The organism is Sphingobium sp. (genome assembly GCF_032153725.1).
GTDB lineage: Bacteria > Pseudomonadota > Alphaproteobacteria > Sphingomonadales > Sphingomonadaceae > Sphingobium.
Window position 1 is genome coordinate 39,334 of record NZ_JALDYQ010000019.1, and the last position, 14,866, is coordinate 54,199.

The window sequence follows — 14,866 nt, forward strand, 5'->3', positions numbered from 1 at the left end:
ATGGCAACGATCTTCCTGCTTTCCGTCGACCGGATGCTGGCGCAGCGCATCGAGGAGTCGCTGGGCGGACGCGCGACCGTCGAACTGGCGCAGTCCATTGAGCGCGATGCTTTGGCAGGACCGTGCCTGATCGTGATCGATCGCGCCGCCATTCCGCCGGAGCGGGCCTTGTCCGCCGCGATCGGGACAGTGGTGCAGAGCGCGGGCGGGCGGCCCGTCGTGCTGGCCACCGACGAGATGGAGGCCGAGCCTTTGCTGCGCGCCATTCGCGCCGGGGCGAGCGATGTCGTTCCGCGCGGGGGCGAAGGGACGGAGATTGCCGCCGTGCTGGCGCGGTTGCTGAACGATGCGATGGCGGACCGGGGGAACCGGGGGCGGCTGACTTTAGTGCTGGGCGCGGATCGCGATGCCTGCGCCATGGTCGCGACGGATATGGCGATCGCGGCGGGCCAGGGTGAGAAGCCCAGTGCGAACCCCGGTTCGGGCCTGCTCATCGACTGCACCTTGCCGACCAGCGCGGCGGCGGCCTATCTGGACCTCAACGTCGATTATGGGCTGGCTTCGGCGGTTGGCGACATGGATCGGCTGGACGCCAGCCTGCTCGCCAGCACGCTGGCGCGGCATGGGCCGAGCGGGCTGATGCTGCTGACCTTTGACGGCGGCACGGGCGCGGAACCGGCGGGACTGACGCCGGGCGATCTGGCGGCGTTGATCAGGCTGCTGCGGAACTGTTGCAGCGACGTGGTGCTGAATGCAGGAAGCCTGCGCCATGGCGGGCTGTTGCGGGAGGTGGTGGCGGAAGCAACCCAGGTGGAGCTGCTCTGCGGCCAAACCATCCGGGAGATCGAGGCGTGCCGCCGCCTACTCGACCGGATCGGGGCGGAGCGTGAACGGGTCGAGGCGATGCGGCTGCTGGTGTGGGACCATCTGCCGGGCGTGCTGCTGGATGGACGGCGGATGGCGGATGCTCTGGGGGTCGGATCGGTACTGGCGCTGCCGACGGACCGGGCGCGGATGCGCAATGCCCTGAACGCCGGGCGGCCCCTGGCCATGGAGGCGGATGGCGGGGCTTATATGAGCGCGATCCGGCGGGTGTGCGGGGTGGCGCCAAAGACGCGCGGCATTGATCGGGTCAGGCGGGCAATGCTCAAGGTCGTGGAGCGCGCGTCATGAGCCTGCTGACCGGGGAAGAGGGCTTCGTGCCCGCGCGGGAGGTCCGGATCGCCCCCGTCGCCCAGCCCGCCGCGCAGCGGATGAGCGACAGCTATCAGCTCGCCAAGGCGCAGACCTGCGCCCAGCTGATCGAGCAATTGGAGGCGCGGGGCGAGACGGCGGAGACTTTGGGGCCAAGGGCGCTGCGCGAGGAGATCGAGCAGGTCATCGCCAGCCGCAGCCGGCGCGGGCAACTGGCGCTCAACAGCGCGGAACGGCTGCTGCTGATCGAGGATGTGGAGGATGAGGTCGCGGGCATGGGGCCGCTTGCGCCGCTGCTGCGCGATGCGGGCATCGATGACATCATCGTCAACGGGCCGGGGCATGTCTATGCCGAGCGCGGCGGGCTGCTGGAAAAGGTCGAGACGCGCTTTCGCGACGACGCGCATCTGATGAACATCATCCAGCGGATCGTGGGACCCATCGGACGCCGGGTGGATGAGGCCAGTCCCTATGTCGACGCGCGGCTGCCCGACGGGTCGCGGGTGAATATCGTGATCCCGCCAGTGGCTCTGGACGGGCCGACGCTCTCGATCCGCAAGTTCCGGTTGCAGAGCATGACGATCGACGACTGCGTCGAAAAGCAGGTGATGAGCGCGGACATGGCGGCCTATCTGGGCGCGGCGGTGCGGTCGCGGCTCAACATCCTGATCTGCGGCGGAACGGGAGCGGGCAAGACGACTTTGCTCAACATGCTCTCGACCTTCATCGGCGATCGCGAACGGCTGATCACCATAGAGGACGCCGCCGAACTGCAATTGCGGCAAAGCCATGTGGTGCGGCTGGAAACGCGGCCGCCGACGGTGGACGGCAACCGCGAGGTGAGTTCGCGCGAACTGGTGCGCAATGCGCTGCGGATGCGGCCGGACCGGATCATCCTGGGCGAGGTGCGCGGCGTGGAAGCCGTGGAGATGTTGCAGGCCATGTCGACCGGGCATGACGGGTCGATGGCGACCCTGCACGGCAATAGCCCGAGGGACGCCTTCGCGCGGCTGGAGATGCTGCTCGGTTTTGCCGGGGTGCAGAGCGACATTCGCGCGATCCGGCGCTTCATTGCCAACAGCGTGCATGTGGTGGTGCAGTTGCAGCGGCTCGCCAATGGCAGCCGGCGGGTGATGTCGGTCAGCGAAGTCACCGGGCTGGAGGGCGACGCCTATTCGCTGAACGAGCTGTTCGTCTTTCAGGAACAGCCGGCCATGTCGGGCCTGGGCGTGTTTCGGACGCAATCGCCCCGGCCGTTTTTTGCGGGACGGCTGCGGGATTATCGGAGCGAGCGGCCGTGCTGAGCGGGGCGGCCTTCATGGTGCTGGCGCTGCTCAGCCTGGCGGGGGTCGGCTGGCCGTTGCTGGCGGAGCGGCGACGGCAGCAGACGGACATCGACCGGCGGCTGGGATTGGCCACGGCAGTCGTGGCGCAGCGCCGGGCGGCATTGTTGGTGCCGGATGCCGTCGCGCCCTTGCTGGCGCAGGCGCAGCTTGAAGTGACGGCGCGGGCGCTGAAGGGGTTTGCCGCCGGGCTGGCGCTGACGGCGCTGGTCGCGTTGCTGGCGGCGGGACCGGTAGCGGCGCTGGCGGTGGTCGTCGGCGTGCCGCTGGGCTTGCTCGGCTGGGTCAGGCGGCGGGCGCAGCGCCGGGTCGAGGCGCTGATCGAGGCGCTACCTTATTATATCGACGCCGTGCGGCAGATGCAGGCCGTCGGCAATTCGCTGGCGCAGGCATTGGAACGGGCGCTGGGCGATGCGCCTGCCATCGTGCAAAGCGCCATCGCGCCCGTCGCGCGAAGGCTGGAGCTGGGCGCGTCGGTGGCCGACGCGATGCAGGTGCTGGCGGAGCGCCTGCGCGTTCCCGAAATATCGATGCTGGCCGCCGTGATCCGCACCAATATGCGCTATGGCGGATCGATTTCGGCGGTGCTGCTGAACCTCTCCAACATCCTGCGCGAGCGCATCCGCATCAAGCGCGAGCTGAAGGCCGCCATTTCCGAGGCGAAGATCAGCGGGCGGGTGCTGATCGTCATGCCGCTGGTGGCGATGGCGGCGCTGGTGGCGATGAACCCGTCCTATGTCGATTTTTTCCTGAACGATCCGCGCGGGCACCAACTCGCGATCGTGGCGACGGGCTTGCAAGGGCTGGGGATGCTGGCGATGCGGCGGGTGATGAGGCTCGCCTTCTGATGGGCGCGCTGTTTCTCTTCTGCGCGGCTCTGGGGGTGGCTTGCGCCCTTGCCGGGGCGCGGATGTGGCTGGCTGACCAGCGGCTGGCGGCGCGGCTGGGCATGGCCGGGGAGCGGCCTGCCTTTCGGTTGCCGGGTGTTCTGACTGCGCGTGGACAGGACAGGTCCGAGATTGCGGGCAAGCTGATGCTGGCGGGTTTTCAGAATGCGCGCGCGGCCGACTGGTTCGTGTGGGCGCGCATGACGGCGACCGTAGGCATGGGGCTTGCGGTGATGCTGGTTTCCAGACTGGTCTGGGGCGGCTTCCTGGCCCAACCCCTGGCTATCGTGATCGCCACCGGCCTCACCTATGTCGGGGCGAAGCAGGCGATCCATCTGCTCGCAGCGCGGCGGGCGCAGGCGATCATGGCGGAATTTCCCTTTCTGCTCGACCTGATGCTGATGATGCTGGAGAGCGGCATTTCGCTCGACCAGTGCTTCCGCTCGCTCGCGCGGGATGAAGCCATTGCCGTGCCGCGCCATGCGCGGTTGATCGCGATGCTGGTGGCCGACCTCGACCGGGGGATGCGCTATGAACTGGCGCTGGACCGCTGGGCGGCGCGGGTGGCGGTGAACGGGGCGAAGGAACTGGCGGCGCTGTTCCGGCAGGCGCTGTTCCAGGGGGTGGAGCTGGCCCCTGCCCTGCGCGAATTCGCGCGCGAATTCACCCAGCGCCGCGTCGCCCGCGCGCGCGAAGCGATGGGCGGCATCACCGTGCGGATGGTGGTGCTGATGATCCTCTTCTTCATGCCCGCCTTGTTCGTGGTGCTGGGCGGGCCGCCGGTGGTGGCGATCTTCGATACGTTGCGGGGGGTGTCGCAATGAAGCGGGTGATGCTGGCCGCGCTGCTGATGGCGGCCACGCTCGCAAAGGGCGCGCAGGCTGAGGAGGCGCCCGATACGCGCGGCCTTTACCTGCAACTCATCCATCAGGCGCGCGGCGATGGGCGGCCCCGGGCGGCGCTGGCCTATCTTGACGATTTCGAACGGCGCTATCCGGGCGATGCCCAGGCGCGGCTGCTGCGGGTCAACAGCCTGATCGATCTGGGCCAGATCGACGCGGCGGAGGCGGTGGCGCTGCCCGCCGAAACGCGCGATGGCGGCGTCAGCGCGGTGCGCGGGCATTTGCTGGCCGCGCGCGGACGATGGGCCGAGGCGGCAAGCTGTTACGGCCAGGCAAGCCGCGCCAGCCCCGCCGATCCGCTGCTGCGCAATGCGCTGGGCTATGCGCTGCTGCGCGCCGGGCAGGCGGCGGCGGCGATCGAGGCCCTGCGCGGGGCCAGCGATCTCGCGCCGCAGATGACGATCATCCGCAATAATCTGCTGCTGGCGCTGATAGTCGGCGGCCGGCGCGCGGAAACCGAAGCGGGTCTGCGGCGCCTGGATGGGCCGCTGCGGCAGAAGCTGGCGGCGGAAGCTGCCCGGATAGAGATGGACGGATCACGAAGGGAGGCTGATCGGTGATGCACCTGTTGCTGTTGCTGGCGGCCGCTCCCCCGCCCTTGCCCCCGCCCTTGCCCTCGAAAGCACCGCCGGAGAACGCGGCGCGGCGCATCGTCGACTGGCAATTGCAGTCGCCGCCCCGCATCGACGCGGAATTGTCGGCGGAGGAAGCCACCCGCGTCCGGCAACGCTATCTGGAATCCATCGGCCAGCGCGTCGAGCAAGCGCCGGAACAGCCGCGATGAGGCTGGCCTCCCTTCTCTGGCGCGATCGGCGCGCCGCGGTGGCGCCGATGGTGGCGGCACTGGGCGCGACGCTGATCGGAGCGGCCGGTTTCGCGCTCGATGCCGGGCTTTATTATGTGGGCGAGCGCAACCTGCGCGCGGCGACCGATGCCGCCGCGCTGGCGGCTGCGATGAATCCGGCGCAGGCGGCGGCGCGGGCGCGGGACAGCCTCAGCCGCAATGGCTATGATCCGGCCATTCTCCGGTCGGTCGAACTGGGGCGCTATTGTCCTGATGCAGGATTGAGCGCCGCGCAGCGCTTCGACGCGAGCATGACGCTTTGTCCCGGCAATGGGCGGGTCACTGCCGTGCGCATCCGCACGGCCAAGCCCGCGCGGCAATTTCTGATGCGGGTGCTGGGGCCTGCCAATCCGCTGCCCGATCTTGCCGCCAGCGCCACCGCCGCGCGCATCGATGAGGCGGGCGTCGGCATCACCTCCGGCATCCTCACCGTCAGCAATTCGCTGGCCAACAGCGTCAACGATCTGCTGGGCGCGTTGCTGGGCATCAAACTGACTCTCTCCACTGCCGATGTCGAGGGCCTGATGGCCGCCAATGTCGATGCCGGGCTGTTCTTCGACGCGCTGGCCCGGCGGGTGGGGGAGAGCGGAACCTATGCCGCCCTCACCAGCCGGACCGTGGGATTGCAGGATCTGCTCCTTGCCGCCGCCAGCGCCGCGGACGACAGCGCGACCGCGGCCCGGCTGAACCTGATCGCGGGTCAGGCGGGCAATGGCTATTCCGTGCCGCTGGCGGGACTGTTCGGCCTGGGCGTGTGGAAGAACATGCCGGTGGGCGGCGCGGACGAGAAACCGGCCCTGCGCGCGGGGATCAACGCCTATCAGCTCTTTGCCTTCGCGGTGCAGGCGGGCAACGGCGCCATCGACCTGTCCGACGCGGTCAGCCTGATCGCGGGCGGCAGCACCGTGCGGGTCGCCGCCATGGCGAGTGGGCCGATGGATCGGCCGCGCTTCTCCTTCGGGCCAGCGGGCGAAACCAGCGTCGCCACATCCGCGCTCCGGCTGCAACTGCTGATCGGCCTCAACAATATTTCCGTGCTGGGATCGGCGGTTTCGGTCGATTCCCTGCCGGTCCTGATCGACATCGCCGCCGCGCAGGCGCAGGTGACGGCGATCGACTGCCCCGACACTGCCGAGCAGGCGCGCGACACGCGGGTCACGGTCCATGCCGATAGCGGGCTGGTCAACGCCTATATCGGCACGGCCCCGGCCAATGCGATGACCCGACCCATGCCGTCGATCACCGCAGCCAGCATCGGGCAGGCGCGGATCGTCAATCTGCTCTCCCTCGTCACCGTCGACGCGCGCGCGGTCGCGCAACCGGTGATGGGCAATAGCGGCGATCTGACCTTCGGTCCCGGCGGCCAGGGCAGCATCGGACGCCCCGGCGCGCCGGGCACCGCCGCCAGCATCGGCAACGGATCGCAAGTGGGACCGCTGCTGACATCGCTCGGCAGCAGCATCGCCGCCAGCAACGGGCTACAGGTGAAGATATTGGGCCTGTGCCTGCCGCTGGTCTGCGACGCCACGGCCACAGCGGTGCGAACGCAGTTGCTGAACGGGATCGTCGCGCCGCTGGCCGGGCTGGTCGGTTCCACGGCCGATCCGCTGCTCGACAATCTGCTCGCCGCCCTGGGCATCCAGCTGGGTCATGCGACGCTGTGGGCGACGGGCGCGCGCTGCGGCGTGCCGGTGCTGGTGTGACGCTTTGCGGCGGGCGGTCCCCTCCCCCGCCCGCCGCCGGACATTCAGGGAGGACCAAGGGAGAATGATCATGAAGAAGCTGGGATCGTTGATCGCGAAGCTGAAGCGCGACCAAAGAGGCCTGACGGCGGTGGAATATGCCGTGCTGGGCGCGGTGGTGGTGGCCGCCATCGTCGCGGTCGGCACCAATTTCCAGACGCAGCTGGGCGCCGCCTTCACCAGCATGTTCAACAGCATTCCGTCGAGTTGAACAGGATGAAGAAGGGCGCGCGCCGACTGGCTGATTGCGAAAGGGGGCTGGCGGCGCTGGAATTCGCCTTGCTGGCGCCCGCGCTGCTGATGTTGGTCTTCGCGGTCGTGCTCTATTCTTTTTACTTCGCCGCGCTGATGGGCGTGCGCCACGCCGCCGTGGAGGGCGCCCGCGCCGCCGTGGCGGGATTGTCCACCACCGAGCGGGCATCGCTGGCGCAGGGCCGGGCGCAGGCGGTGATCAACGGCTATGGCACGCTGCTGGCATCGGGCGGCGGGCCGGTCATCACGGCGGCGGCCGATGCCACGGGGACCTTCCGCGTCCGGATCAGCTATGACATGAGCGGCAGTCCGATGATGCGCTATGCGGCCTTCGTGCCCATGCCCTCCCCCACGGTCAGCGCCAGCATCATCGTCACCAACGGAAGCTATTGAACCGCGCCATTATGACGCGAGGGGCGCGGCCCGCGCCGCGACGATCGTTTCGCGCAGGCGAGTCAGCAGCTCGTCCAGATCGATGTCCTCCGCGATGCTCAAATCGACGGTCAGGCCGCCGCTGCGACTGGCCTTGGCGCGGCCGATGCGCGCGCCGCCCGCGATGATCGCGATGTCGCGGGCATCCTCCGACAGCTCGGGCAGGGCCGCTTCCCGCAGGCGGGCCAGCACCATGGCAGGCGGGATCATGCGGTCGCCCTGAACAGCCAGGGCCTGCTGCTCTTCCCCGATCAGCTGCGCTTCGGCAATCATCCGGCTCCGCTGTTCGGGGCGGCGCAGCAAGGGGGTGAGCAGTTCCGAATAGCGCACCCGCAATTCATCCCTGGTGGCGAAGGCATCCACCACGTCCTCCGGCAATTGCGCCAACGCCAACAGGCGGCTGAGTTGACTGTTGGACAGGTTGAGCGCCTCGGCCATCCGCGACTGCACGCCGCCATAGAAGCGGTCGACGGCATTCTGGTAGCTGCGCGCCCGGTCCAGTTCGCTGATGTCCGCCCGCTCGCGATTTTCAATATCGGCGAGACGGAAAGCCTCCTCATCCGACAGGTCGACGACCAGCGCCGCCAGCCGCAGTTCCGGCCGCCCATTATGATTGAGCCAGTCGACCGCGAAGCGGCGGCGGCTGCCGACCAGAAGCTGATAGGGCCGGTCCGAACCGGGCGGGTTGAGGCGCACCAGCACGGGGATGCGATTGCCCCCTTCGCTGGCGATGGATTCGATCAGCGATCGGCAGCTGTCCGCCGTGAGGCCGGGCTGGTCGCGCGGATTGCCGTCCCAGACCGAACATTCGTCCGGCTGGATCGAAATGGCCGAGCGCGGGCCCGCCCCCTTGTCCGCGAAACAGGCCAGCCTTTGATCGAGGCGGCTGAGTTCTTCCTGATCGCCGAGGACCTTTGGCGCGACTTTGGGCACGGGTGGTTGATAGGTCAGGGTCGCCAATATGTCGCGGATGAAACCAGCCATGGATCACTTCCTTTTTGCGTGTCGTTGGCTACGCAATAGCGGCTCGGACAAGGCAGAGGTGAGGAAGCCTGTCCGTTCCGGAGCAATCCATTCTCCCCTTCCCGCGCGGGAGAAGGGGACTTTTCGTCCCTAAAAGCGCCGCCCTATCGTCAGCGTGGCGGCATGGACGTGGCGGTCGGCACCATATTCCCCGGCATAGCCCAGACGGACAGTCGTACGGCTGTTCCAGGTGGCGCTGATGGCCGCGTTCACCAGTCCCGCGTCGCGCGCCAGCCGGGTCGGACGCAGCGTGAAGACCGGCAGGTCCCGCGTGGCGAAACGCGTTTCGATCCGGCTGTCGGCACGGCTGCGCAGCTCGCGCTGCCATTGCGCCTCGATCGAGGGACGCAGGGTCCAGCCGCCTTGCACGACATTGATCGAAACGCGCCCACCCAGCGCGCTACGGAGCGATTTGGTGCGGAAAGGCGCGACTTGCAACGCGGCGGCGCTGCCATTTTCGGTAAAGCCGCTGACATCCGCATAGCGATAATGCAGACCTGCAAAGGGCTGGATGCGGAGGGCCCCGGCACGGAGCATGGCGCCCGCTTCGCCCGAGGCCGCCCAACCGTCCCCATCAACCGGCGCGACCATCCGGCCGGTAAAGCCGGACCAGCCGATCTGACGCCGCAGCTTATATTCGGACAGCGTGTAGGATGCCGTCGCATCGACATAAAATCGGCCATTATCATAGCTGACATATGGTCCGATATTGCTGTTGAACTGGCTGATGCGCGGACGTTGCGCCGGATCCAGCCGGGCGTCGATGCCATCAATCCCCAGCGTCGCGCCGATAAGGAGGCCAGCTGTCGGGCGGACATCGATCGCGAAGCGCAGCGACCGGCTGTCGGACTCCGCTTCGGGCCGATCGATCCGTCCCTTATAACTCGCCTGCCTGACGCCGCCGGTCAGCATCATGGTGATGGTGCGATCGCCGCTCGCCGGAACATCCGCAGGGGCGTCGATCGCGATGGCGCGCCGCTCGACGAGCCAGGAGCGGATCTCCCGGTCGGCCGCGTCCATCGACTGGATCGACAGGCGGGGAAGCAGCGAATAGCTGCGCGGCGACAACTGCCCCAGTGCATCCGCGCGCGCGGCCGCCGTCGGCAGGGCATCGATGGACGCCAGCATGGCCGCGCGGTCGCCGGTGGGCGCGCCGGACATGGCATCCAGCATCGCGCCCACCGCTGTCTCGCCCGGTGTCGCGGCATAGGGCGCATAAGGACCGGCGAGGGCGGGCTGCGCGCCGAACAGCAGCAGCGCCGCCGCCGCGCCCTGAATCAGGCGCCGGATCGGAAAAGGACGGTTCGACAAAATGAAATTCCCTTTTTTGATTGGATTTTGCGTATGCGCAAAAGACTGTGGGCCTTTGCGGGGATCGCTTGCCCTGAAGGTTTGAGGAGGCGGCGCGCCCGCCGCCTCCTCGCCCCCCCCTCCCCCGGGGGCACATGGGGAGGGGCCGTCAGCGCGCGGCCCGCCATGCATGAGGATCATGCCGGGCCGCGCTCCTGCATCAGTTGCCGCCGCCCAACAGGCCGCCCAGCAGGCCCGTCACAGGCGCAGTCGCATCACCCGAGCCTGTTGCGGGAGCGAGCGCGCCGTTCAGAAGCCCCGTGACCGGCGCGAGCGGCGAACCGCCCTCGCCGCCGGGCAGCGCGGGCGTCAGGCTGTTGACCGTGTCAAGCAACGGCGCGGCGACACTGTCCACCGTGCTGGTGACGGTTGCCGCCACCGGTGCGACGGCGCTGGCGGCCTGACTCACAGTCGTTCCGGCCTGCGGCCCCAAAAGGCCAGCGGCGAGACTGGCGGCCAGCTCCAGCCCGGCTTCCACCCCCGCCGCGGTGGTGGGCACGGTCACGTCCAGCAGATTGCCCTGCGACAGCACGCCAACCGTCGCCAGCTGTCCGTTCACTGTACCATTATCCGACGGCAGCAAATTGGCCCCGATCAGCGTTTCCGTGGAGGACGCGCCGGGAAGCACATTGCCGCCGACATTCGCGCCGACCAAAGACCCGCCCAATGCCGTGGAGGGATCACCGCCCACGCCCCCCAATGCGCCTGTCAGGCCGCCGGCGCTGTTTTCGACCAGCCCCGTCAAAGGGGCAAGGACGCCATTTTCACCGATCAGCGGGTCGGTGACCGGCGACAGCGCGCCATTGACCGTGCCGAGCAGGGGCGTGGCGAGCTGATCGACCGTAGAGGTGACAGTCGCCACCGTGGGCGAAAGCCCGTTGGTGAGTTGCGTCACCGCCTCGCCCGCCGGAGCGCCCAGGACTGTTCCGGCAAGGGTGCCCACCGACGCCAGGCCCTGCTGCACAGCGCCCGCCGTGGTCGGCAGGGCGACTTGCGCGACGGTGCCGTCCCCAGTCAGCAGGCCGACCGTTGCCACGCTGCCCGTCGCAGGCGTTGCGCCCGGCAGCACATTGACGCCGACCAGAGAAGCGGACCCGGTGGGATCGACGACCGACAGATCACCAATGGACGCGCCGATGATCAATCCGCTGGCGGTGGGACCAGTCGGGCCAGCGGGACCAGTCGGGCCTCCGGGGCCAGCGGGGCCGGTCGGACCATTCGGACCGGCAGGTCCTGTCGGACTGGTAGGCCCGCTGGGACCGGCTGGACCGCTTGGGCCGCTTGGGCCGCTTGGGCCGCTTGGGCCGCCGGGACCGGTCGGGCCGGAGGGACTCGTCGGACCAGTGGGGCCACCGGGACCGGAAGGGCCGGACGGCGCCTGACCACCCCCGGCCCCGATGTCGAACCCGACGCCATCAGCGCAGGCGCCAAGCAAAAGAAGCGGTATGGCGGTAGCGCACAATAGATAGCGCCTTGCCGATCGGACGGATTCATGACGTGACATCGCAAACTCCCTGTTTCCCTGCGATCAGATCGCAACAGGGATTGATTAGGCCAAATGATTGTTATCGCCTCGTCAAGAAGAAACCGCTCTGGTTGCAATGGTCATCCCGCCCCAGATCCATGCCGTCAGTGCCCGAAAAAAGGCCCCCCGCCATACGCAAAGTCCATGTGGAAACGGGGAACTGCCCGACAATTTCAGCTTTTCCTGACTTTTCCGGCGGGTCAGTCCGCAAAATCCCGGGCAGGACAGGCAAAGGCGCATCGATGTGCTTTCATCCGTAATGGTTGCTTTTGCAGAACGGCCGACCGACCGCGCAGGCAAAAAAGGCCGGCGTGAAGCCGGCCCGTCCGGGATGTTGGTGATCAGGCTGCCGACAGCAGCGTCACCGCCATCTCGGCCCCTCGATCCAACTCACCAGGCTACGCCGCACGCCTTTGGTGACGGGCAGGACGCGATGCTGGAGGAAGGACGGGAAGATCAGCATGCTGCCCCTGGGCGCGAAGCTCACGCCCGGCTGTTGAAGGCCGAAAAATTCAAAGGCGCCCCCGTCATAATCCTCCGGCTCGGACAATTGCACCACCACCGACAGCTTGCGGTCGAATGGACGGGATGATTCCAGCCACACATCGTGATGCCAGTCATATTTGCCCTGCAACCGGCCATGATATTCCGTATATTGCAGGTCATAGGGTCCGGCGATGTCGATGCCGAAATTGGTGCGGTTCGACGATTGAACGAACTGCATCATGCGATCGACAATGTCCTTGTCGCGATGAATATCCAGCCAGCTGATGGTGGACGATCGATAGGCCTGATCGCTGCGCGTACCCTGCGCGAAGCCAACGGTCGCGTTTTGCTGCGTATAAAGCGCCGCCCGCTTGATGATCGCGTCACATTCGGCCGCGGTGAGCGCCGACGGCCATACCTCCCATATATTATTCATCGTCTCAACTTCCTGCGCATCTGTTTTTGCGTGTTCGCAAAACCCGGTCAGAACATTCGCCCGACCCCGAAGAAAAAGCGTGGCCGGCGACTATAGGCCGGATCGGGACGCTTGATCGGCACGGCGACTTCAGCGCTGATCCGCCATTTCGGTCCCAGGCCCAACCGCACGCCACCGCCCACCGATGCAAGGCTGTAATCCTGCGCCGCCAGACCATAGACAGGCCGGGCCGTCGTGCGCGCAATCGCGCCATCCACGGCGACGAACAGCGCGCTCGCCTTGAGCAGGCGCGATCGGGCAGGCAAGGACCATGACAATTCCGCGCTGCCAGCGACCGCCTGTTCCGCTGTCAGCGTGCCGGTGCGAAAGGCCATGCCCGCGCCGCGTCCACCGAGCGCGAAGCGCTCCGTCACCGGCAGATCGTCTTTCGAATATTGCCCTTTGAACGAAGTCCTGAGGCTGAGCTGCTTCGTCACGCCCTTCACCGCGACGGCCTGAACATTGACCTTGGCGAAGCCGGTTTCGGAAAAACCGGTAAAGGGTCTGGCGCCCAGCGCGTTCAACCCCTGACTGACGATGGCCGACACAGCATAGCCATTGGCCGCATCGGCATGGGAAAAGGACGCGCCCAGCCGAACCGTTCTCGACCGGTAATCGCCGAAGCGGGTGTCGAGGAAATAATTGTCGCTATCGATCCCGTCGATCGCGGCGGTGACGGATAAACTCGTCCTGCTCGACCGCAGGACGGGATAGGCCAGCGTCAGACCGGCCAGCATTGCCTCCCCCTTGATCCGGCTATCGCGCGACCGGGTCTGCACATGGGCGATCTGCCCGTTCAGGGTCAGGCCGTTGCTGCCGATCGGCGTAATGTGGCTGAGCGCCTGATATTGGTAGCGGTCCGGGTAAAAGGGCAGATAGCCGGACAGGCGAGTGCTGTCGCCTTCGCGCGCCAGGCCGTTGAGCGTGACCGACATCTGCGCCTGCACGCCCTCCACGACATTGCTGACGCCGCTATTGTCGATCAGCAGCCCGATCTGCACCTGCTTGCGCTTGACGATCAGTTCGATCAGCAGATCGCCGGGCCCGGCGCCCGGCTGCAACCGGGCCTGCCGCAGCCGGGCGTCGACCATCTGCCCCGGAATGTCACGCAGCAGGGACAGTGTTCGTTCCAGCACGGACTTGCGCAGCGGCGTTTCGCGCATCAGCCGGTCCATATGCGCGGCGATGAGGTCGGTGGGCATGCTGGGCGACATGCCGCTCAGCTGATAATCGCGTATCCGCCCCTCCACCAGCCGGACGGTCAGCACGCCCCCGCTCGGCACCTGCGGCGGGATGGCGACGGAATAGAAGGCGATATCGCTCTTCGCATAGAGAGCACTGATCACATTCGCGATGGCCTGCAACGTCTCGCGGGTCAGGGGCCGGCCGATGAAGGCCTTCGTCGCCGCGTCCAGCCGCGCGGCGGGCAAGGTCGTCCCCGCATAGCGCAACTGCGTCAGCAGGGTGCCCGCCGCCGGCGAACCGGTGACCTCCACCGACGGCGCCGGACGCGGTGCCATGGTCTGCGGGGGCGCGATCCGGGGTTCGATCCGGTCGGCGCGGTCGCGGTCGATGACCGGCGCGGCGCTCGGCTGGCCGGGCGCCCCTTCCTGCGCAAGGACCGCAACCGGCAGCAGCGTCAGGCCAAGGACGACCCCCTGCGCAACGCGCCCGTACCGCCCCATTCCCACCTTGATCCGCTGCCACATCGTCCACGCACCCTGGCCGCCGAAAGGGCCGCCCCTGCAATGAAGGATGGGAGAAAACGGCGCGGCCTTCACCTCCAACCGCGACCGGATCGGTTATTTTCGCAAGCTTTCGGTAAAGTCCGGCCAGGCGCGAAAACAGGCTGTCGACGCTTGGGAAGGTGCGACAGCACCCACTGGCCGTCACGACAATTGCGACCATTTCGGTGAAAGCTGTTCCCGGCACCAGAGTCGCGACAGAGGGGAAAAGCGGCCAAACGACACCCGATGACCGGCGATTTGCATCTCAAAAGCCGAAATGAGGCGTTTTTCCTGCTGATTTTCGTCGATAACCGGTTGCAAAGGACTGGTTGAGCGCGAAGAGACAGGTTAAGACCGTCCGTCCACGAAAGGGAGATCATCATGAACAATACTGAACTCGCCGAAGCACTGGCAGCCGATCACGGCCTGACCAAGGCCGATGCGCGGAAATATGTCGACGGCGTTTTCGCCGCGATCGCCGGTGCCGCCGCGAAGGGCAGCGAAGTGTCGCTGAACGGATTTGGCAAGTTCAAGGTCAAGGACCAGCCCGCCCGCGAAGGTCGCAATCCTTCGACCGGCGCCGTGATCCAGATCGCCGCTTCGAAGAAGCTGACCTTCACCCCGGCGAAGGCCGTAAAGGATCAGCTGAACGGCTGATCCCATGCCCGGCGGCCGGGACCGGCC

The 14,866-nt window shown here is 67.3% G+C and carries 15 protein-coding genes; 10 read left to right on the plus strand and 5 right to left on the minus strand.

Annotation, left to right across the window (positions count from 1 at the left end):
• The 9 genes from RUH75_RS08580 (at position 1) to RUH75_RS08620 (ending at position 7,557) form a co-directional block, all read left to right on the plus strand.
• The gene (locus tag RUH75_RS08580; RefSeq protein WP_313804460.1) at positions 1-1,173 is read left to right on the plus strand and encodes a histidine kinase; all 1,173 of its coding nucleotides are present in this window, start codon (positions 1-3) and stop codon (positions 1,171-1,173) included.
• A complete protein-coding gene (locus tag RUH75_RS08585; RefSeq protein WP_313804464.1) occupies positions 1,170-2,498 on the plus strand; it encodes a CpaF family protein in 1,329 nt (442 codons plus the stop codon). Before RUH75_RS08580 ends, RUH75_RS08585 begins: the two co-directional genes overlap by 4 nt.
• Positions 2,492-3,385: a type II secretion system F family protein gene (locus tag RUH75_RS08590; RefSeq protein ID WP_313804467.1), complete on the plus strand. Its 894-nt coding sequence runs from the start codon at positions 2,492-2,494 to the stop codon at positions 3,383-3,385. Before RUH75_RS08585 ends, RUH75_RS08590 begins: the two co-directional genes overlap by 7 nt.
• The gene (locus RUH75_RS08595) at positions 3,385-4,248 is read left to right on the plus strand and encodes a type II secretion system F family protein (protein ID WP_313804470.1); all 864 of its coding nucleotides are present in this window, start codon (positions 3,385-3,387) and stop codon (positions 4,246-4,248) included. The genes RUH75_RS08590 and RUH75_RS08595 overlap by 1 nt, the downstream gene beginning before the upstream one ends.
• Positions 4,245-4,886, plus strand: coding sequence for a tetratricopeptide repeat protein (locus RUH75_RS08600; protein WP_313804473.1), 642 nt, complete (start codon positions 4,245-4,247; stop codon positions 4,884-4,886). Before RUH75_RS08595 ends, RUH75_RS08600 begins: the two co-directional genes overlap by 4 nt.
• Positions 4,886-5,110 carry a hypothetical protein gene (locus tag RUH75_RS08605; protein ID WP_313804529.1) on the plus strand — a complete coding sequence of 75 codons (225 nt, stop codon included), beginning with the start codon at positions 4,886-4,888 and terminating at the stop codon, positions 5,108-5,110. The genes RUH75_RS08600 and RUH75_RS08605 overlap by 1 nt, the downstream gene beginning before the upstream one ends.
• Positions 5,107-6,873 (plus strand): TadG family pilus assembly protein, encoded by a 1,767-nt coding sequence (locus RUH75_RS08610; RefSeq protein ID WP_313804476.1) that lies wholly within the window; start codon positions 5,107-5,109, stop codon positions 6,871-6,873. Before RUH75_RS08605 ends, RUH75_RS08610 begins: the two co-directional genes overlap by 4 nt.
• A gap of 70 nt (positions 6,874-6,943) precedes the next feature.
• Entirely contained in the window at positions 6,944-7,123 is a 180-nt protein-coding gene (locus RUH75_RS08615) for a Flp family type IVb pilin (RefSeq protein ID WP_409592342.1), read from the plus strand.
• A gap of 5 nt (positions 7,124-7,128) precedes the next feature.
• Positions 7,129-7,557 carry a TadE/TadG family type IV pilus assembly protein gene (locus RUH75_RS08620; protein ID WP_313804540.1) on the plus strand — a complete coding sequence of 143 codons (429 nt, stop codon included), beginning with the start codon at positions 7,129-7,131 and terminating at the stop codon, positions 7,555-7,557.
• Positions 7,558-7,566: 9 nt separating this feature from the next.
• On the opposite strand, the gene RUH75_RS08625 is transcribed toward RUH75_RS08620, so the two are convergent.
• From RUH75_RS08625 to RUH75_RS08645, 5 genes are all read right to left on the minus strand, one after another.
• Positions 7,567-8,580, minus strand: coding sequence for a ParB/RepB/Spo0J family partition protein (locus RUH75_RS08625; protein ID WP_313804479.1), 1,014 nt, complete (start codon positions 8,578-8,580; stop codon positions 7,567-7,569).
• 129 nt (positions 8,581-8,709) lie between these two features.
• Entirely contained in the window at positions 8,710-9,930 is a 1,221-nt protein-coding gene (locus tag RUH75_RS08630; RefSeq protein WP_313804482.1) for an autotransporter outer membrane beta-barrel domain-containing protein, read from the minus strand.
• Between the two features lie 199 nt (positions 9,931-10,129).
• A complete protein-coding gene (locus tag RUH75_RS08635; protein WP_313804485.1) occupies positions 10,130-11,113 on the minus strand; it encodes a hypothetical protein in 984 nt (327 codons plus the stop codon).
• A gap of 742 nt (positions 11,114-11,855) precedes the next feature.
• On the minus strand, positions 11,856-12,416 hold the full coding sequence (locus tag RUH75_RS08640; RefSeq protein ID WP_313804488.1) for a 2OG-Fe(II) oxygenase: 561 nt from the start codon (positions 12,414-12,416) through the stop codon (positions 11,856-11,858).
• A 47-nt stretch (positions 12,417-12,463) separates the two neighbouring features.
• Positions 12,464-14,164 carry a ShlB/FhaC/HecB family hemolysin secretion/activation protein gene (locus RUH75_RS08645; RefSeq protein ID WP_313804491.1) on the minus strand — a complete coding sequence of 567 codons (1,701 nt, stop codon included), beginning with the start codon at positions 14,162-14,164 and terminating at the stop codon, positions 12,464-12,466.
• A 399-nt stretch (positions 14,165-14,563) separates the two neighbouring features.
• Here RUH75_RS08645 and RUH75_RS08650 point away from each other — a divergent pair, with 399 nt between their 5' ends.
• Positions 14,564-14,839, plus strand: a complete 276-nt coding sequence (locus RUH75_RS08650) for an HU family DNA-binding protein (RefSeq protein ID WP_313804494.1) — start codon at positions 14,564-14,566, stop codon at positions 14,837-14,839.
• Positions 14,840-14,866 lie beyond the last annotated feature (27 nt).